The organism is Pseudonocardia asaccharolytica DSM 44247 = NBRC 16224 (genome assembly GCF_000423625.1).
GTDB classification, from domain to species: Bacteria; Actinomycetota; Actinomycetes; order Mycobacteriales; family Pseudonocardiaceae; genus Pseudonocardia; species Pseudonocardia asaccharolytica.
Genome location: NZ_AUII01000006.1, coordinates 84,639 through 102,953 on the forward strand (window position 1 = coordinate 84,639; position 18,315 = coordinate 102,953).

Here is an 18,315-nt window from a genome sequence, read left to right on the forward strand (position 1 = left end):
GTGTCCGCGCCGAGCCGCCCTCGATCTACCGTGTATCCATGGGTTCGCCGGGGACGGGTGTGCTGCGCGTGGTGCGCGCCACGGCCGTCACGGCGACGGTCGTGGGTTTCGCCGCCGCCGCGCACACGCTGGGCGGCGCGTCTGTACCCGGGCCGACGCTGGCGGCCGGATCCGCCCTCGTCCTGCTGATCGTGTCGGCCGTGTCGGGGCAGCGCTTCTCCGGTGCGGCGCTGCTCGCCCTGCTCGCCGTCGGCCAGTTCGCGCTGCACCACGTCTTCACCATCGGCGCCCCGGCCCATGCGATGGGCCAGGGGTCCGCGTCCCCGGCCATGCTCGTCGCGCACGTCGTCGCCACGGTGGTCAGCACGGGTGTGCTGCTGCGCGGCGAGCGAGCCCTGTGGGCGATGTGGTCCTGGCTGTGGCGTCTGCTGCCGACCGCGGTCACGCTGTGGCTTCCGGTGCCGGCCCGCCCGCCCCGCCGGTGGACGCGACGAGCGCCCCGGCCACGACTCGTCCTGCTCCTGACGGCAGCCCGGCGCGGGCCGCCGGCGCCGGCCAGGCCCCTCTCGGCCGCTTCCTGACCACTCAGCCCGGTCCCGGGCTGCCTCGCCGACGTCGTTTGCGGCGCCGATCACGCCCGCCTGTGCACGGTCCGCGCCGGCGCGCCCCTCGGCGTCCCCACACCCTGTCTCCAGGAGATGACCGTGTTCCACACCCGTACCCGGCTGTCGCACCGCCTCGCCGGAACCGCTCTCGTCCTCGGCGTGGCCGTCGGTGCCGCGGGCTGCGGCGACTCCCCGACCGCCGCCGACGCCGCCACCGAGAAGCCCTCGGTGTCCTCCCTCGTCCTCATCGACGGCTGGGTCAAGGCCGCCGACCACGGGATGACCGGCGCCTTCGGCAAGCTGGTGAACAGCTCCGGCGCCGACATCCACATCGTCTCGGCCACCTCGCCGATCACGAAGTCCATGGAGCTGCACGAGATGGCCCACGGTGACGGCGGCGAGATGGTGATGCGCGAGAAGACGGACGGGTTCGTCGTGGCGGCCGGCGGCGAGTACCGGCTCGAACCCGGCGGTGACCACCTGATGTTCATGGAGCTCACCAGCCCGATCCAGCCCGGCCAGGACGTCCCGGTCGCCCTCACCGCCGAGGACGGTTCCCGGGTCGAGGTCAGCGTGGTCGCCCGCTCCTACACCGGGGCCAACGAGAACTACCAGGGCGGGGAGCACGGGGACGACGGGCACGGGGGCCATTGATGGCCCGACGCCTCGGGCGTCGCGCATTCCTGGCGTCGGGTGCGGCGGTGCTCGGTGGCGCCGCCGCTCTCGGCGGCCGCGAACTGCTCGACGCGGACCCGGAGCCGGCCGCCCCGGATTCCCCGGGACGCGCGACGGTCGCGTTCCACGGCGAGCACCAGGCGGGTGTGGTGACACCGGGGCAGGCCTTCGCGTCCTTCGTCGCCCTCGACCTCGTCGACGGCGTCGACCGGGAGGCGCTGGTGCGCCTCATGCGGGTCTGGACCGACGACATCGAGCGGCTCACCCGCGGCGCGCCCGGTCTGACCGATACCGAGCCGGAACTGGCCGCGGTGCCGGCCGGGCTGACCGTCACCGTCGGCTACGGGCCCGGGGTCCTCACCGCGGCCGGCCGGGAGGACCTCCGGCCCGGATGGCTCACCCCGCTGCCCGCGTTCGGGGTCGACCGGCTGCAGGAAGCCTGGAGCGGGGGCGATCTCCTGCTGCAGATCTGCGCCGACGACGAGATCACCGTCGCCCACGCGGTGCGGGTGCTCGTGAAGGAGGCGCGGACGTTCGCCACCGTCCGCTGGGTGCAGCGGGGGTTTCGCAACAGCCCGGGCACGGTCACCCCCGGAACGACCATGCGCAACCTCATGGGCCAGGTCGACGGCACCAGCAACCCGATTCCGGGAACCGAGGACGACCGGCTGATCTGGATCGGCCCCGAGGGGCCGGCCTGGCTGCACGGCGGAACGGGAATGGTGGTGCGGCGGATCGCGATGAATCTGGACACCTGGGACGAGCTCGATCGGCCCGCCCGCGAACAGGTTATCGGGCGGCGCCTCGACAACGGGGCCCCGCTGACCGGCACGCACGAGCATGAGGAGCCGGATCTGGAGGCGATGACCGAGCTCAAGCTGCCGGTGATCGAATCCTTCGCCCATATCCGCCGGGCCCGCTCGGACGACCCGGACCACCGGTTCCTGCGTCGCTCCTACAACTACGACGAGTCGCCCCCGGCCGGGGAGCTGTCGAACAGCGGCCTGGTATTCGTGTCGTTCCAGGCGGATATCGACGCCCAGTTCACGCCGATCCAGCGCAGGCTCGACCAGCTGGATCTGCTCAACCAGTGGACGACGCCGATCGGTTCCGCGGTGTTCGCCGTCCCGGGCGGCTGCCGCCCCGGTGAGTACCTCGGCCAGCGCCTGTTGGAGCCGTGAGCGGCCGGGCGGCGAAGGTGATCATCTCCGCCGCCCGGCGGCCCCACAGGGCCCATCACCCCGGCCGCGAAGGACCTTCGACGGTATCGCCGGGCCGCCCCGGGAAGCATCGTGAGAGCAACGGCGCACCAGCGCCGCCCGGCCTCTCGACGATCTCTCAATGGGGGCGAGCTCGACATGACTCGGATCCCGACAGCGCTCGGTCTCACCGAGGAGCAGGTGCGCGTACTGCTGGACGCCGCGAGCCGCGCCCCATCGGTGCACAACACCCAACCGTGGCGGTTCCGGCTGACCGAACAGGTGATCGAGTTGTACGCCGACCCGCGGCGCCAGCTGCTCGTCGCCGACCCGACCGGGGTCGAGCTGCGGCTCAGCTGCGGGGCGGCGCTGTTCAACATCCGCACGACGCTGCGCGACTTCGGGATCCGGCCGATCGTGACGGTGCTGCCCGACCGGGATCGGCCGGATCTGCTCGCCGCCGTCCGGCACGGGGGGCGCAAGGGCACGACTCCCGAACTCGAACGGTTGCGGCGGGCGATCCCGTTGCGCCGCACCAACCGGCAGCCGTTCAGCGACACCCTCGTCGCCACCCCGGAACAGCACGCGCTGCGCCGCGCGGCGCACGAGGAGGGTGCCTGGCTGCATCTCGTGCAGGATCGAGGGCAGCGCGCGGAGCTGCGGCGGTTGGCCGCGCGCGCCCACGACATCCAGATGTCCGACCCCGCGTTCCGCGCCGAGCTGGCCTCCTGGACGGGGACCGGCGGTGACCGTCCCGACGGGGTTCCGGCCCGCGCCGGCGGCCCGCTCCCGGCGCCGCAGGACGTATGGGTGCTGCGCGACTTCACCAACGGCCGGGGCCGGGTCCGGGTCGCCGGCAAGGACTTCGAGGACGAGCCGCTGATCGCCGTGCTCAGCTCGCACACCAGCGGACCGGAGGCCGAGCTGCAGGCAGGCCAGGCCATGCAGCGGGTGCTGCTCACCGCCACCGCCTCCGGGCTTGCCGTGTCCTTCCTTTCCCAGCTCGTGGAGGTGAGCACGATCCGCGAGCGGATGCGCAGGCTGATCGACGGCACCCACCTGCCCCGCGTCGTCCTGCGGATCGGCCGCGGGTGGCCGATCCCCGCGACCCCGCGCCGGGCGATCGAGGACCTGGCGCTGCCCGAGCGCGCCGGATCGGTACCCGGCGGGCCGGACGCGCCCTAGCGGACCCGGCAGGACGGAGGATCACATGATCACCGAACGGATCGACAACGGCACGCTCTCCCGGTTGCGGGCGGGCGAGGCCGCGAGCGCCGTCCTGCTGCATGCCACCGAGGCCGGGCCGGCCAGCAGCCTGCTCACCCAGCCGCTCGAGGTCGGGCCGGCCCGGCGGACGGTGCGCGACCGCGTTCTCGCTGGGAGCCTGTGCGCGCAGCTCGTGCTGCGGATCGGGTGGGCCCCGGGCGCCATGCCCCCGCCGCGCACCCCACGGCGTCCGGTGCTCGACGTGTTCGACCGCCAACTGCGATGACCGAGCGCGATCCGGTCCGGCGCATCGCGAGCGAGGCCCGCGGGGCGGGGCCGGGCGACCCGTCGTCCTATCCTTCCGGGGTTCGAGATCGCATCCGCCGCATCGGCACGGCGGTTGGCCGGGACCTGGAGGAACCGTGACCATCTCGGTGTTCCTGCTGGACGACCACGAGATCGTCCGACGCGGCATCGCCCAGCTGCTGGAGACCGAGGGCGATATCGAGGTGGTCGGCGAGGCCGGCACCGCCGCCCAGGCGCTCGCCCGGATTCCCGCCCTGCGCCCCGACGTCGCCATCCTCGACGTCCGGCTGCCCGACGGCGAAGGCGTCTCGGTCTGCCGCGACGTCCGCTCCGCGGTGTCGCCCCCGCCCGCCTGTCTGATGCTCACCTCCTACTCCGACGACGAGGCGCTCTTCGGGGCGATCATGGCCGGCGCCGCCGGCTACCTGCTCAAGCAGGTCGCCGGGATGGATCTGGTCGACGCCGTCCGCACTGTCGCCGCCGGTGGCTCGCTGCTGGACCCTCGCGCCACCACCCTGGTCCTGGAACGGCTGCGCACGGGCGAACAGGCCACGGACCCCCGCTACGAGGCGCTGTCCCCCCAGGAGCGACGCATCCTCGGGCTCATCGCCGACGGGCTGACCAACCGCCAGATCGGCACCCAGATGCACCTCGCGGAGAAGACCGTGAAGAACTACGTCTCCTCCCTGCTGCACAAGCTCGGGTTCGCCCGCCGCACCGAGGCCGCCGTCTACGTGACCGAGCTGCGCCGGTCGGGGCTGGGCCACCGGGGCTGATCCCCCGTCACCCGTCCGTACGGGGACGGACGATGGCGACCGGGCAGTGGGCGTGCCGCAGCAGGGTCTGGCTGACCGAGCCCAGCAGCATTCCTGCCAGGCCGCCCCGTCCACGGGATCCGACCACCAGCAGCTGCGCCCGATCCGACTGCTGCACCAGCGCCCGCGCCGGTCGATCCCGGGTGACCAGCCGGTGCACCTCGACGTCGGGATACTTCGCCTGCCAGCCGGCCATCCGCTCGGCCAGCAGGGCCCGCTCGTCGGCCTCGATCGCGTCCCAGTCCAGCAGCGGGACCATCGTCGGCTCCAGCATCACGTCGAGCCAGGTATGCACCGCGAGCAGCGGTGCGCCGCGCCAGGAGGCGGCGTCGAAGGAGAAGGCGAGCGCCGCCTCGCTGGTCGGTGACCCGTCCACCCCGACCACCACCGGTCCGCCCGGCGCGGCCGGTCCGGTGGGCACCGGGCCGCGGACGACCACGACCGGGCTGACCGCGCAGGCGGCCACGCCGGTGGCCACCGACCCGACGAGCAGCCCGGTGAACCCGCCGAGGCCACGCCGGCCCAGCACGACGAGCTGGGCGTGCCGTGACTCGTCGGTCAGCACCGGAACCGGGAAGCCCGTGCGCACCTCCTGCTCGATCTCGATTCCCGCGGCCATCGCGCGGGCCTCGGACGCGGCGAAGGCGAGCGCGCTGCGGGCCGACTCCCGCAGCGTCTCCACGTAGTCGCTGCCCAGCCGGAGCTCCCCGACATGGCGGGTCTCGGGCCAGTTGAACACGGTGACCAGGCGCAGCGTCGCGTTGCGCCGCCCGGCCTCCAGCGCCGCCCAGCGGACGGCCTCCAGCGCGGGCTCCGATCCGTCGACCGCGGCCACCACCGGTCCACCAGCCTCAACGTTCATTGCGTCTCCTCATGCTCTGCCGGGTCCGCGGCCCGGGCCTATCATGGGTCGCAGGTGACGGGGATCACCCGCCGGCCATGGAGCCGGGCGCTGGCCGCACTCCGGTTCTCCCAGACCCGGCCGACCCTATCCGTGGAAGAGGAGCTACCAGCGATGTCCGCCCTTCACCGCCGTGACGAGCAGCCCACCGGACTGCCCCAGCTCACCCGCGGCAAGCACACGAACGCCCGCTCCGGGACCTGCCTCATGGAGTACGTCTCGATACTCGCCGGCTCCCGGTTCACCGATCGGCCGCGCTGCACCCATCCGCTGCTGGCCTGGGTGGCCCGCCGGGTCAACGACGACATCACCGATGACGCCACCCGCCAGCAACTGGTGCTGCGGGCCCCCGCACTGATCGATACCCGGGTCCGGGACCCCCGGGTGCGCCCGACGCTTCTCATCGCGCTCGCCGAGGCCGGGTTGGCGCAACATCCGGACGACGAGTGGCTGCGCCACACCATGCAGCGCGCCACCCGCAGACTCGCCCGGCTCGCCGATCCCGAACACCGGCCGAGGTTCGCGCAGCTGTGCCCCTCGGTGGATCTGGCCAGCCTCTACGTCCACGTCTTCCACTCGATGTGCCACCGTCCCGACGCCGAACGCGACCGGCTGCTGGTCGCGATGCTCGACATCGCGATCACGAAGTGCCGCGGCCTGCTGACCCTTCCGACGGTCCCCACGGCCGCCACCCCCGTGCTGCGGTGACGGCTCGCCGGGAGCTGCGCCGTCGCTAGGTCGGGCAACACCGGCATCCCGGGCACCACCCGTCCGGACATCTCATCCGCTGCAGGTGAGGACGTCAGCGCGCCACCACGGCATGCTTCCCGACCGCACCCGGTCGGCCCGAAGGGGGCATTCCGATGACCAAGCCAACCCTCGAACGACGCAGGACCGGCTGGGACGTCGTCCTCGGGGTCCTGTTGATCCTCGGCGGGATCTACGTCCTCGGCAACACCGTACTGGCGACGGTGATATCGCTGTTCGTGCTCGGCTGGGCGGCGCTGATCGCGGGCGTGGTGCAGCTCGTCGGGGCGATCCTGCGGATCCGCTCCGGCGGGTCCTGGTCGGCCGCCCTCGGCGGTGCGGTGCTCGTCGTGCTCGGCCTGTTCATCCTGCGCAATCCGGTGGTCGGCGCGTTGAGCCTCACGCTGCTCGCGGGTGCGATGTTCCTGGCGACCGGGCTCACCCGGATCTTCGTCGCCGCCCAGTTCGCGCAGTCGAGATGGCTGCTGGTCATCAGCGGGCTCATCTCGGTGGGTCTCGGCCTGTTCGTCCTGTTCAACTTGGCCACCACCACCCTCACGCTGCTCGGGATCCTCGTGGGTGTCCAGGTCGTCCTCGAGGGTGCGACGCTGCTGGTCGCGGGCCGTACTCGGCCGGTCGCGGACACGTCCTAGCCCTCGGCCGACGCGTCGTGTCGGTGCGGCAGAAGGACAACCGAGGCCGCGCTGGGCCTGTTCGCCGACGACGCCGAGCTCGTCTCCGACGACCCGTTCCCGCCCGGTGAGCACCGGGGCACCGAACAGCTGCGCCGCTTCCTCGCCGGCCGGTTCACCCAGCGGGTCGGGGTGGACCCGACCCGGAAACAGCTGGCGGGCGACCGGGTCGTCTGGACGCTGCGCGCGCGGACCGAGGGCCCGCGGTCCGCGCCGACCGGCCGTGCGGAGGCCGAGGTCCAGGACGGGAGGATCATGCGGCTGCGGGTGGGGAGGTGACGCCGTCGGTCCGCGCCGTGGCCCGCCGCTGGACGAGCCGCACGTCGACCTCGACGCCGATGAGCATGGCGAAGTTGCCCAGCCAGACCCAGCCGAGGAACACCACGGCCGTCCCCAGCGTCCCGTAGGCGCCCACGTCCGGGGCGACATACGTGATGTACCCGGAGAACCCGGCGGAGGCGGCGAGCCACAGCCCGCTGCCCGCCACCCCGCCCCAGCTGACCCATCTCCGGCGCGTCGGACGGTCGTGGGCCGACGCCGCTCCGCCGCGCTGGAGCAGGGCGAAGAACAGGGTGAGCACCAGCACGAGCACCGGCCAGCGCACGAGGTGCCAGACCGCGGCGAGCAGCTTCGGCAGACCGACGGTCCGTTCGAGGACGGCGCCGAGCGGGCCGGTGGCCAGCAGCACCAGTGTGATCAGCGCCAGCATCGCGAGCAGCAGCAGCGTCAGCGGCAACCGCGCCAGCTTCGACTTCCATGGTGGCCGGGTGTCGGGAGCCCCGCGGATCGCCGAGGTCGCCCGGTGGAAGGCGGCGACGTAGCCCGAGACGGCCCAGATGCTGGTCAGCAACCCGACCCCGATGAACGTCCCGGCCTGGACGCGGGCCTCGAGAGCCCGACGCAGTGCCGGGCCCACCCCGTCGGCTCCGGCCGGCAGCAGTTCGGCCATCACGGCGACGACGGCGTCCGCGACCCGGTCCGAGCGCACGGACACCCCCAGCACCGCGACCAGCACGATCATCGCCGGGAAGATCGCCAGCAGGGCGAAGTAGGTCAGCGCGGCCGCGCGGTCCACCAGTTGGTCCTCGACCAGCACCCTGGCCCCGGCCTGCACCGCCGACCGCAGCTCGCGCCGGCCCGGAACTGCGGGGCTCACGGTGGCGGCACCGGCTCAGCGCGGCCGGGACGCGACACGGGCGGTCATCGGAAGCGCGGCTCGGACATGTGCGCGACCGACGACTCCTTGTGCACCCGTTCGTCGTGGCCGATCTGCCGGAACAGGTCGGCCAGCGAGTCGAACGAGCCGTAGTCGGCGGCGAAGGCGCACTCCCACGGCGTCGTCTCCCATTCCGGGTGCTCGGCGACGAACTGCATGTACTCGTGCTCGGCGTGGTCTTCGAAGTCGGCGTTGAGCCGGTAGGACGATCGCGGGTGCAGGACGAACAGCAGCCAGGAGATCTGGTAGTACGCCAGCGCGATCGCCTGCGGAAGCCAGAAGCCGTAGACGCTGTTCTCACGCTTGCCCGAGCGCCCGATCAGCTCCTCCAGGATCAGCAGGTGCCACTGCTCGTTGTCCTGCTGCTCCCGGGTCTCCCGGACCCGGTCGTGGATCCGCCGAGCGAGCCCGGTTCGGCTGTGGACGTGGGTGATCGCGACATAGGCGACCTGCTCCCACGACTGGTACGGGACGCGCGCGACCAGTTCGAGCACCTTGAACTTGGAGAAGGTCCGCGTGCGTCCGTAGAGCAGGTTCATGGTGGTGAACAGCAGCCGCGCCAGGGCCCCGTACCGGCGACGCGGCGTCGTGCGCGTCTCCGCCTGTGCGCGCAGTAGCTGATCATGGTCCAGGCGTGGTGGCCGGCCATGGACGACGGCTCCGGTCACAGCGGCTCCCCTCCCAGCCGGTCAGCATGCCATTCCGGCCATGGTCTCGGCACCTTCCTCACCCTCTCCGCCGCGAGCCCGCGTCCGATTGTCGGTCCGCTCACCTCCGACGCGGTGCTCGATCGGGGCAGGAGGCGTTCGCCGAGTGCCCATCCGTTTCTTCCCCGGTACGTGACCCACTTTCGGGCGAAAAAGGGCACCATGGGTTTTGAGGGCCTCGTCGGTGGTGGAGGGCCGGCTGATGACAGCTTGGGTGGTGTGGATGGTCATCGCCGTACTGCTGGGCGTCGCCGAGGTGTTCACGCTGACCGCGGTGCTGGGCCTGCTCGCCGGCGCCGCTCTCCTGACGTCCGGCGTCGCGGCCGTCGGGCTGCCGCTGCCCCTGCAGCTGGTGGTGTTCGCGATGGCCTCGGCCGCCGGGCTGCTGGCGATCCGTCCGATCGCCCGGCGGCATTCGCAGCAGCCCCGGCTCGAACGGTTCGGGGTGGACGCGCTCGTCGGCCGGAAGGCCTACGCCGTCACGGAGGTGACCGTTCGAGAGGGAACGGTGCGCATCGGCGGTGAGGACTGGACCGCCCGCTCCTTCGACGAGAGCGTGGTGATCCCAGCAGGGGCGACGGTCAACGTCATGCAGATCGACGGAGCCACCGCGATCGTCTACCCGGAGGAGTGACCGTGGAGATCACCGGATTGCTCATCGCCGCACTACTCGTCGCACTGTTCGTCATCGTCACCGTGGTTCGTGCCGTACGGATCGTGCCGCAGGCCCGCGCCCGCAACGTCGAACGGCTCGGTCGCTATCACCGCACGCTGCAGCCCGGCCTGAACTTCGTCATCCCCTACATCGACCGGGTCTATCCCGCGATCGACCTGCGCGAACAGGTCGTCTCGTTCCGGCCGCAGCCGGTCATCACCGAGGACAACCTCGTCGTCGAGATCGACACGGTGCTGTACTTCCAGGTCACCGACCCGCGGTCGGCCGCCTACGAGATCGCCAGCTACCTGCAGGCGGTCGAGCAGCTCACGGTCACCACGCTGCGCAACGTCGTCGGCTCGATGGATCTGGAGAAGACGCTGACCTCCCGCGACAGCATCAACAGCCAGCTGCGCGGTGTGCTCGACGACGCCACCGGCAAATGGGGTCTGCGGGTCAACCGGGTCGAGATCAAGGCGATCGACCCGCCCAAGACCATCAAGGACGCGATGGAGAAGCAGATGCGCGCGGAGCGGGACAAGCGCGCCGCCATCCTGACCGCCGAGGGGCAGCGCCAGTCCCAGATCCTCACCGCCGAGGGCGACAAGCAGGGCGCGATCCTGCGCGCCGAGGGCGAGCGGAGCGCCGCCATCCTCACGGCCGAGGGCCAGTCCCGCGCGATCGACGAGGTGTTCCAGGCCGTCCACCGCAACGACCCCGACCCCAAGCTGCTCGCCTACCAGTACCTGCAGGTGCTGCCGCAGCTCGCCCAGGGCGAGGGCAACACGTTCTGGGTGATCCCCAGCGAGGTCACCTCGGCGCTGCAGGGCGTCTCCCGCGCGTTCACCGAGGCCCTGCCCCGCTCGGAGGCCACCCGAGAGGTCGATGCCCAGTCCAGCGAGACGGCGGCCAGGGCCAAGCGGGACGCCGCCCGGGCCGAGGAGGCCGCCGCCGAGGCGGTCGCGGACGCCCGCGAACCCGGGGGGATTCCCGAGCTCATGGCCCGGGCCAAGCGCGACGAGCAGCCGGTCGACGGGGAAGACGAGCGCCCCGGGGCGCGCTGACCATCGAGGTCGCCACCGCCAAAGGATTCCGGTAGACATGCCCGAAACCGGGTTCGACACGAGGAGCGACTTTCGCGACCGGTCACGGTTGCGCTGCTCCCGGCGAGGAGGTCGAATACCGGCGTGAAGTCGGATTCATGCAGCTGACCCACTTCGGCGCAGCCGCGGGTCAGATCGAGGAACTGGCCGCTACCACTCGGCGGTTCTTCGAGCTGCCGCAGGAGGATCGGCTGGCCCTCGACAACCTCCGCTCCCCGCATTTCCGTGGCTACACGCGGCTGGGCCACGAGATCACCGCCGGCCGGCGCGACGCGCGGGAACAACTCGATTTCGGCCCCGAACAACCGATGCGCCCGCGCGCGGACTGGGACGCCCCGTACCGGCTGCTGGAGGGCCCCAACCAATGGCCCGACTCCGCACAACCGGAGCTACGGACCGTCGTGCTGGCCTGGATGGAGCTGCTCAGCCGGGTCGCCACCGAACTCACCCACGCCATCGCCGCGTCCCTGGGACTGCCCGAGGACCAGTTCGACGACGCGTTCGTCGACGCACCGCACTGGTTCGGCAAGCTCATCCGTTACGTCGGCCTCGACGCCGACGGGCTCGACGTCCAAGGGGTCGGCCCGCACGCCGACTACGGCTTCCTCACCCTGCTGCTGCAGGACGGCGCCGGCGGGCTGCAGGCCCGCCCACCCCGCATGACCGAATGGGTCGACATCCCGCCGATCGAGGACGCCCTGGTGATCAACGTCGGGGAGATGCTGGAGGTGGCCACGCACGGGTACCTCGTCTCGCCGGTCCATCGGGTGCTGCCGTGCGCGCCCGGGACGACCCGGCAGTCGATCGCGTTCTTCTGGTCGCCACGCCTGGACGCGACGCTGCGTCCGGTCCCGCTCACGCCGGAGCTCGCGGCGCACGCCCCGGGCGTCACCGAGACCGAGTACAACCCGGTGCTGCCCCGGTTCGGTGACAACGCGCTGAAGGGCTGGTTCCGCTCGCACCCGGAGGTCGCGGCACGCCATCACGCGGACCTGCTCGATTCCCTTCTGATCAAGGGCGGCCACGAGTAAGGAAGAGCAGGCGCGATCCGGCGCCGACCCCTCCCGGTCCAGGCGCCGAAGAGCAGGGCGGACGAGCCGGCCTGTAAGCCGGATTCAGCGGGAGCCGCAGGTCAGAGCGCCGATTCGACGTCCTGGGCCGTCTGTGGGCCGTCACGGCCCGGATCCGTTCCCCCGAACAGACCGTCGATCGCCCGGCGCGTCCGCTCGGCGCTGTTGGGCATGAGGTGGGTGTAGGTGCGGAGTGTGAAGCCGGCGTCGTGGTGCCCGAGGTACTCGGACAGCGCCTTGATGCTCTCCCCCGCGTCGAGGAGCACCGACGCGAAGTGGTGGCGAAGGGCGTGCGTGCCGTCCTGCCGCGTCGGGGTGGTGACGCCGGCGGCCCGGCGGGCGGGGTTCCAGACGCGCTCGTTGAACTTGTTCCGCCACAGCGGCCGTCCGTCGTCGGTCGTCAGGAGGAGCCGTACGGTCGTCGGCGTTCCGGACGGGATGCGCCAGGGCAGCGTGACCGCGGGCGGCGGGAACCGCTCGATGTGCTCGTCGAGGAGCCGCAGCACGCTCGCCGCGACCGGCACGTCACGCGTCTTGTTGCGCTTGGGCAGGGCAAACACCTGCTTGCCGGCGACGACGCGGACCTGCCGCACCACGTGCAGCACGCCGGCGTCCCGGTCGAAGTCCTCCGGGGACACCCCGAACATCTCGCCCTGGCGGAGCCCGAGCCCGGCACCGAGCACGATCGCGATCTTGTAGCGCTCGGCCATGGCGAGGCGCATCGCAGCGACCCGGGCGCGGCTCCACGGGACGATCTTCGGAGCGACCGGCCGGGGCCGGACCACGGTTCGGGCGTGGCAGGGGTTCTCGCGGATGAGCTTGTCGTCGACCGCGGCGCTCAGGATCGCCGCGAGGTGCGCGAAACAGCCGGCCTGGTAGCTCGCAGCGACCTCGCGATCCTGCATGCCGCGGATCCAGGTCCGGACGTCGGTCGGCCGGATGGCACCGAGCTCGCGCCGCTCGAAGATCGGCAGGATCTGCGCATTCAGCCGCCACGTCACGCTGTCTCGGGTGGAGGCGTCGAAGGTCTGGCTGGCGAGCCAGGTGCGGGCGTAATCCCCGAACGTGACGCGGCCGGCGTCCGGGTGGATGTACGCGCCCCGCTGCTTGTCGCTCTCGATCCTGACGAGGAAGTCCTCCGCGGCCTTCTTCTGGCGGTCCGGGAAGCTCTTGCTCCGCTCCCGGCCGTCCGGGTCCAGGTAGCGCACCCGGTAGCGGCTACCGCGGCCGTGCCGCTCGGTCCTGGCCTTCACCGGCTTCCCGGTGGTCGGGTCCGTGGAGTCGTTCCACCAGCGGTCTTCGACGTGGCCCATGGCTACGCCGCTGGGGCGTCGAGCGACGCGAGCCAGCGCCGCACCTCGGAAGGGTCGTAGCGCAGGTGGCGGCCGATCTTGCGTACCGGCGGGCCCTCACCCCGCCACTTCCACTGGTAGAGCGTCTTCACCGGAACCCCGAGGTAGTGCGCCAGGTCCGGCGCTGTCCAGAGTGGCTCGACGGCCACCGGTGCCCGTTTCATGCTGCCTCCTCCGAGTCGAGATCACTAGTTGCCGAACGGTTGTCGTCGAGGTCGGCGGTGGCGAGCTGGGCGGCGGTGTAGTCGGCCTTCCAGCGTTGTCGTTCGCTGATCGCGTGCAGCAGCAGCACAGGCCGAGTGGGCACGTCGGGGTCGCCGGGGCGGGTGCGCTCCCATGCGAACGGGCCGTCGTCGACGGCGTAGCCCGGCCTCACGCCGGCGTTGATCAGGAGTTGCCGAACGAATGCGGCACGCTCGGCGCGGTGGTCGTCGAGGCTCTTGTTCGACCACTTCCGGGACACGAGCACGCGGCGGCCGGCGATGCCGAGGTGTTCGGGCTTGTGCGCCTTGGCCTTGCACGCCCCGGGCGTGGTGGAGGGGCGGGCCCCCTTCGGTTCGATGCCGTAGAGCAGCCACACCGGGCAGCGGGGCGAGCACGGGGTGATGCGCAGCTCGGCGACGAGCCGGCGGGCGTGCTCGCGCTGCCGCTCGGTGGCGTCGTCGCCGAGGCCGGCGGCGGTGGAGACGGACTTGGTGAGGTACTTGGTCAGGTAGCCGATATGCCGGCCGGCCTCCTCGGTGCCGCCGAGGATGCCCTTGACGTGCACCTGCGCGCCGAACCGCACGGTGTGCGCCGGCACCGCGAGATCCTGGCGGGCCTCGTCGAAGGTGGGCAACGGCTCGCGAGTGTCCGGGTCGACGAACGCCTTGGCCCGGTCGCACCACCGCGGCACCCGGCCGCCCGAGTACACGATCTCGTCGTGCGCCGGCCACCACACCTGGTGATAGGTGGCGGCGGCGATCATCCGCAGCTCGGCGCGCGAGATGCTGCCGCGGATGGCGGCGTGCAGGTGCGGCGCGCCGCGGCGTTGCGGTTCGAGAGTGGCGAAGTACTGCACATCCCAGCCGACGCAGCGCCGGGTGTTCTGCCAAAACCGGTCCACGATCTTCGGGTAGTGGATCGCGTCCCGCGCGGCCCGGCGGTAGTCGTAGGTCTCCGAGTCGATGGCGGCGCCGTCGCCGTCCACCCGCCCGTAGGAGGGCAGGGTGAGGGTGAGGAAGGTCGAGGGCCGGTAGCGGCCGCCGTAGACGCGACCGAGGGTACGGTTCTCCACCGGGCGCCGGGGAAGGTTCGGCGCGTCCTGCCGCCGCCGGGTCGAGCGCCGGACGGGCTTGTCGTCGGGGTCAAGCGGGGCGAGCCGGCCCCGCACCCCGAGCCCGCGCAGCTCGGCGTCGATCTCGGCCACCGTGTCGCGGATCGCCTCGCACTCCTCCTCGTCGTCGTCGCGGCGGGCAGACGCGTAGGCCATGTGGAGGTCGGCGCGGGCGGCCATGAGCTGCTTGTGCCGCTCGCTCGGAGCGGCGGGCGTGCCGATCGGTTCGTCCTCGAGGTGCCAGCCCTCCCGGCACTGCACCATCCGCAGCCGGCGAGCCTTGTCCGCGCACGGCCGGCACTGGTCCTCCCACGTCGACCCGCACGGCACGGCGACCACGTCCACCCGCCCGGAGGAATGGACCTCGGCGAATCCGTCGCGGATGCAGCCATCCGCGAGGTCAAGGAGGAAACCGGCGTCACCGCCGCGATCATCGGCCTCGTCGGCATCTACACCGACCCCGGCCACGTCATGGCCTACGACGACGGCGAGGTCCGCCAGGAGTTCTCCGTCTGCTTCCACGCTCGTGCCGTGTCCGGCGAGCCCCGCCAGGACAACACCGAGACCAAGGCCGCCCGCTGGGTCGATCCCGCCGACGTGCCCGACCTCAACATCCACCCGTCCATGCGCCGCCGCATCAACGACGCCATCGCCGCACGGCCCGAACCGACGATCGTCTAGCCGGCCGCGAGTCGCTGCCGGGTCCTGCTGATTGCGCCCTCGATCGCCGGCCTGGCTCGCGTCATCGCACGCGCCACCGGCGAATCCGGCTCGTAGCGGCTCAGAATCTCGTCGAGCCGGTCCGCGTAGTCCATCCGCTCGCCGCGTGGACCCGTCGTCATATCTGCGGTCCAGAGCGCGTCTGCGACGGCGCTGTCCTCACGCGGCCATCGCGCCAGCTCATCCGCAAGCCCGCGTTCGTCGGCCTCGAAGCTTGCCGCGGAGTGGTGCGCGATCAAGGCACACAGCCGCGGCGCGTACCCCTCACGATCGAGGTGGAGAGCGCCGTCGAGCGGATGGAACCCCGTCTCCGCCAACTGCGGCGCGTACCCCAAGTCGTGCCACCACGACGCGACGAGCAACAGCTCCCGAGCCTTCTCCGGCACCGCCTCAGCCAGCTGCTTCGCCCGCGCGGCCACCGCCTGAGTGTGCAGCCACCGGTTCGGCAGTGGCGACAACAGTTCCCCCGCAAGCGCTGCAGCCACCGCGAGGCTGGGGACCTCCTCCACGTCGCCACCCTATGCGTCGCGCCCCCAGCAGTGCCGCGGCGGAGAGCCGGACGCGCCCTGGAGCGCACAAGCATCAAACGCGATTCAGTCCACGATGCTCCGGACGAACTCGATTCTTCCTCTTACGGCCGCACGAAACGCCTTTCCTGTTGCTGTAGCGAGCGGTTCCGCGTAGTATACTGTTTCGTTGTCATCACTGGCGCGAGTTGTGATGAACCATCCCGCCTGATAGATATTGTCACCCATGAAGCGCCGGATCATCTCTTGATAGCGCTCGTTGTAGGAAAGGCCAGAAAAGGCTGAATCTGCCGGGAAGAGGGCAGCGGTCGAGCGGTTGGTCTTCTCCGTCTCCAGGGTCTCCTGGAGAACGAAGACGTACCCCAGCCAAGGCGGAACATCCCCGTACGACGCCAGCTTAGTTTGCGAGGCCCAGGTATCGGTAGCAGTACCGAGCGCCTCTTCGAACCGGTTATTAATGTTCTTTCCGACGCTACCTACTTGGCTCTTAAATTCTAACGCGGCGACGAGCGTGTTTTTGTATCGGACAGCCATATCCCACCTCTTCCGGGCGCGGTAATAGCCGGGGAGGTAGGGTTCGTAGACAATGCTCTCACGAGGCATGCCGTACTCGACAAACATGTTCGCAACAAGATTCCGTACGCCGTCCATATGCCCTGCTGCGCGTGCACCGCCGCCAGCGAGACCACCGTCTGCCAGCGCAGCCGCCTGGCTTTCTCGCTTTGACCAGAACAGCCTGACTGCAGCCCCGGTCTTGTCGTCGTACTCAGTCAAGAAGTCGCTCGCTATCTAGTTTGTACGCATCGAGTGCGGCCGCTGTCGCAGCTGGGACGTCACGATCACGGAACGCAGTGGCAAGTGCTAGTCGAACAGGTTCGGACAACTCGTGATACGCCGGAACCCGAATCCGCCTCAAGTACTGCGCCTGGAAGCGCAGCGTGCCACCGCGCATACGCACGCAGTAGGCCTCGATGAACGCCTGCGCAATTCTAGAAAGCAGGATCCCACCGAGAACCTCCATGTCCCAAGTATCCGAGACGACGTAGTACAAGTTGTGATGGGGGTAGCACCCTCCTCGTTCGAGGACAGGATGAATCGTGGTTCGCATATCTTGCAGTAGCAACTTAGGACGGTCGACAAGCGAATGATCGACCTTGTCAATCGTGCGGAACCAGGATTCGGGCGCCCGTCTCGCCACGAATCGCTCCCGCAGTTCCGAGCCCCGATCGTGGAGATAGGCCGCCATCTTTGGGTAGTCGGAGAGTTCAATTAGCTTGCCGTCAAGGCCCCACGGATCGACTAGATACTGACCAGACCATTGAAACTGACCTGTAGCGAGGTCGCGAACCATCGCAAGTGGGAGCAACCTTTCGGCCTCCACCGCATCGCTGTCGCTTGTAACGAAGATCTTGTCGGCGCCGGTCGCAACGCCAATTCCGACCCGTGTCTTCGTCCGAGGATCATGCAGCGGATAGAAGGTGTCGTTGAGGTGCTCAATGAGTCGGAGACGAGCCGGGCTTCCCGTAGGCCACGATTCGTCTCCGGGAAACCAGTGGGGTAAGCGATACGCCGATACTGATTCGTCTTGGAACTCAGCCTCTCGGTTCTCCGAAACCGACCACGCAAGAAGGTTTCGGCATTCGGCTTCGCCGAAGTTCTCGTTAGCGTCGGCAGCAAGTACCGGACCCTGTCGCCCCTTCCGAAGAACAGTGATCGCTGGATAGGCCGAAACCTGCGATTCGAACGCGTCGACGTCGTGCATAACCCACACGGCCTCAATTGAGGCGCATTTAGAGATGTGCTGACGAAGGTTGGCCCCGTATTGGTTTCGCATCCACCGATCGGCACAAATGAAACCAAGTCTCCCTTCGGGCCGAAGGATCGAAAGCGACCTCTCGAAGAAACCGACGTAGATGTCCGCTCTGCCACCCATGGTTGTCCAACGGCGGCGATAGCTTGCAGTGTGTGCGGGCGGCAGGTCCTCGAGCCTGATGTAGGGCGGATTGCCGACCACAATGTCCGCCTCCACCTGACCCGAGCCCGCCGAAAACAGGTCATCGTCAGGACGCAAGAAATCGCCCTCGATCATCCACTCGCGAGCGAGGCGATCCGCGACCTGCGAATCGGCACCATGACTAACGAGCAACTCATGAGCAAAGCGACGACACGCGGCAGCATTCGGAGCTTGCAGCTCCCAGGCGCGTATCGCTGGACCGAGCGAGCTCAAATCTCGCCCGTGGCGTTCGGCACTCGCAACTAGTCGCTCGATCGCGGGGAGAAGGAACGCCCCCGAGCCGGCGGACGGCTCGACCAACACCAACGCCCCTAAATCTCTGTCGGTTGTGTAACCGACAAGGTCGAGCAGCGCATCGACTACCCAACGCCTCGTGAAGACCTCGCCGTAGGCCTGAGCCCTGGCGGCGCTCGCCGCGATCACGGTCACGGGCTGATCCTATGCAGGGGGCATGACAATCAGTTCGCTGCCCACGCCAGGCGTCACGACA

At 70.2% G+C, this 18,315-nt stretch carries 21 protein-coding genes and 1 pseudogene; 13 read left to right on the forward strand and 9 right to left on the reverse strand.

From position 1 onward, the window contains the following. Positions 1 to 38 precede the first annotated feature (38 nt). From G567_RS0109345 to G567_RS0109375, 6 genes are all read left to right on the forward strand, one after another. Entirely contained in the window at positions 39 to 581 is a 543-nt protein-coding gene (locus G567_RS0109345) for a hypothetical protein (RefSeq protein ID WP_028929773.1), read from the forward strand. Between the two features lie 117 nt (positions 582 to 698). Further along, complete coding sequence (locus G567_RS0109350; protein ID WP_037056504.1) at positions 699 to 1,259, forward strand: copper chaperone PCu(A)C; 561 nt, start codon at positions 699 to 701, stop codon at positions 1,257 to 1,259. Beyond that, the gene (locus tag G567_RS0109355; protein WP_028929775.1) at positions 1,259 to 2,461 is read left to right on the forward strand and encodes a Dyp-type peroxidase; all 1,203 of its coding nucleotides are present in this window, start codon (positions 1,259 to 1,261) and stop codon (positions 2,459 to 2,461) included. Before G567_RS0109350 ends, G567_RS0109355 begins: the two co-directional genes overlap by 1 nt. 177 nt (positions 2,462 to 2,638) lie before the next feature. Continuing rightward, complete coding sequence (locus G567_RS0109360; RefSeq protein WP_028929776.1) at positions 2,639 to 3,664, forward strand: Acg family FMN-binding oxidoreductase; 1,026 nt, start codon at positions 2,639 to 2,641, stop codon at positions 3,662 to 3,664. 25 nt (positions 3,665 to 3,689) lie between these two features. Next, on the forward strand, positions 3,690 to 3,971 hold the full coding sequence (locus tag G567_RS0109365; RefSeq protein ID WP_028929777.1) for a hypothetical protein: 282 nt from the start codon (positions 3,690 to 3,692) through the stop codon (positions 3,969 to 3,971). A gap of 136 nt (positions 3,972 to 4,107) precedes the next feature. Continuing rightward, entirely contained in the window at positions 4,108 to 4,767 is a 660-nt protein-coding gene (locus G567_RS0109375) for a response regulator (RefSeq protein WP_028929778.1), read from the forward strand. 7 nt (positions 4,768 to 4,774) lie between these two features. Here G567_RS0109375 and G567_RS0109380 read toward each other — a convergent pair whose 3' ends face one another. Then, positions 4,775 to 5,668 (reverse strand): universal stress protein, encoded by an 894-nt coding sequence (locus G567_RS0109380; RefSeq protein ID WP_028929779.1) that lies wholly within the window; start codon positions 5,666 to 5,668, stop codon positions 4,775 to 4,777. 153 nt (positions 5,669 to 5,821) lie between these two features. Here G567_RS0109380 and G567_RS31940 point away from each other — a divergent pair, with 153 nt between their 5' ends. The 3 genes from G567_RS31940 to G567_RS34075 all read left to right on the forward strand — a co-directional run bounded on the left by G567_RS31940 (position 5,822) and on the right by G567_RS34075 (position 7,425). Then, on the forward strand, positions 5,822 to 6,415 hold the full coding sequence (locus G567_RS31940; RefSeq protein ID WP_051232665.1) for a hypothetical protein: 594 nt from the start codon (positions 5,822 to 5,824) through the stop codon (positions 6,413 to 6,415). A 155-nt stretch (positions 6,416 to 6,570) separates the two neighbouring features. Further along, positions 6,571 to 7,107 (forward strand): HdeD family acid-resistance protein, encoded by a 537-nt coding sequence (locus tag G567_RS0109390; RefSeq protein WP_028929780.1) that lies wholly within the window; start codon positions 6,571 to 6,573, stop codon positions 7,105 to 7,107. Positions 7,108 to 7,164: 57 nt separating this feature from the next. After that, the gene (locus G567_RS34075) at positions 7,165 to 7,425 is read left to right on the forward strand and encodes a nuclear transport factor 2-like protein (protein WP_245585608.1); all 261 of its coding nucleotides are present in this window, start codon (positions 7,165 to 7,167) and stop codon (positions 7,423 to 7,425) included. Here the strand turns inward: G567_RS34075 and G567_RS27805 are convergent. Continuing rightward, positions 7,400 to 8,302 carry a YihY/virulence factor BrkB family protein gene (locus G567_RS27805; protein WP_051232666.1) on the reverse strand — a complete coding sequence of 301 codons (903 nt, stop codon included), beginning with the start codon at positions 8,300 to 8,302 and terminating at the stop codon, positions 7,400 to 7,402. The two genes, G567_RS34075 and G567_RS27805, sit on opposite strands and share 26 nt — an antisense overlap. A 44-nt stretch (positions 8,303 to 8,346) precedes the next feature. After that, positions 8,347 to 9,030 carry an alternative oxidase gene (locus G567_RS31945; protein ID WP_028929781.1) on the reverse strand — a complete coding sequence of 228 codons (684 nt, stop codon included), beginning with the start codon at positions 9,028 to 9,030 and terminating at the stop codon, positions 8,347 to 8,349. Between the two features lie 241 nt (positions 9,031 to 9,271). On the opposite strand from G567_RS31945, the gene G567_RS0109410 reads away from it, so the two are divergent. The 3 genes and pseudogenes from G567_RS0109410 to G567_RS27820 form a co-directional block, all read left to right on the forward strand. Next, complete coding sequence (locus tag G567_RS0109410; protein WP_028929782.1) at positions 9,272 to 9,703, forward strand: NfeD family protein; 432 nt, start codon at positions 9,272 to 9,274, stop codon at positions 9,701 to 9,703. Positions 9,704 to 9,705: 2 nt separating this feature from the next. Further along, positions 9,706 to 10,788: an SPFH domain-containing protein gene (locus G567_RS27815; protein ID WP_051232668.1), complete on the forward strand. Its 1,083-nt coding sequence runs from the start codon at positions 9,706 to 9,708 to the stop codon at positions 10,786 to 10,788. Positions 10,789 to 10,922: 134 nt separating this feature from the next. Beyond that, positions 10,923 to 11,858 (forward strand): annotated as a pseudogene (locus tag G567_RS27820) (isopenicillin N synthase family dioxygenase); the annotation flags it as partial. A gap of 101 nt (positions 11,859 to 11,959) precedes the next feature. Here the strand turns inward: G567_RS27820 and G567_RS0109425 are convergent. The 3 genes from G567_RS0109425 to G567_RS36130 are packed head-to-tail and all read right to left on the reverse strand — an operon-like array spanning position 11,960 to position 14,909. Continuing rightward, positions 11,960 to 13,210 carry a tyrosine-type recombinase/integrase gene (locus G567_RS0109425; RefSeq protein WP_028929783.1) on the reverse strand — a complete coding sequence of 417 codons (1,251 nt, stop codon included), beginning with the start codon at positions 13,208 to 13,210 and terminating at the stop codon, positions 11,960 to 11,962. Between the two features lie 2 nt (positions 13,211 to 13,212). Next, positions 13,213 to 13,413 (reverse strand): helix-turn-helix domain-containing protein, encoded by a 201-nt coding sequence (locus G567_RS0109430; protein WP_028929784.1) that lies wholly within the window; start codon positions 13,411 to 13,413, stop codon positions 13,213 to 13,215. After that, complete coding sequence (locus G567_RS36130) at positions 13,410 to 14,909, reverse strand: replication initiator (protein ID WP_245585594.1); 1,500 nt, start codon at positions 14,907 to 14,909, stop codon at positions 13,410 to 13,412. Before G567_RS36130 ends, G567_RS0109430 begins: the two co-directional genes overlap by 4 nt. Here G567_RS36130 and G567_RS36135 point away from each other — a divergent pair. After that, a complete protein-coding gene (locus G567_RS36135) occupies positions 14,802 to 15,245 on the forward strand; it encodes an NUDIX hydrolase (RefSeq protein WP_342662916.1) in 444 nt (147 codons plus the stop codon). The two genes, G567_RS36130 and G567_RS36135, sit on opposite strands and share 108 nt — an antisense overlap. Here the strand turns inward: G567_RS36135 and G567_RS0109445 are convergent. The 3 genes from G567_RS0109445 to G567_RS33050 all read right to left on the reverse strand — a co-directional run bounded on the left by G567_RS0109445 (position 15,242) and on the right by G567_RS33050 (position 18,254). Next, positions 15,242 to 15,793 (reverse strand): HD domain-containing protein, encoded by a 552-nt coding sequence (locus tag G567_RS0109445; protein ID WP_028929785.1) that lies wholly within the window; start codon positions 15,791 to 15,793, stop codon positions 15,242 to 15,244. The two genes, G567_RS36135 and G567_RS0109445, sit on opposite strands and share 4 nt — an antisense overlap. Before the next feature lie 84 nt (positions 15,794 to 15,877). Then, positions 15,878 to 16,585 (reverse strand): PaeR7I family type II restriction endonuclease, encoded by a 708-nt coding sequence (locus G567_RS27835; RefSeq protein ID WP_147201185.1) that lies wholly within the window; start codon positions 16,583 to 16,585, stop codon positions 15,878 to 15,880. Beyond that, entirely contained in the window at positions 16,578 to 18,254 is a 1,677-nt protein-coding gene (locus G567_RS33050) for an Eco57I restriction-modification methylase domain-containing protein (RefSeq protein WP_084796010.1), read from the reverse strand. The genes G567_RS27835 and G567_RS33050 overlap by 8 nt, the downstream gene beginning before the upstream one ends. Positions 18,255 to 18,315 lie beyond the last annotated feature (61 nt).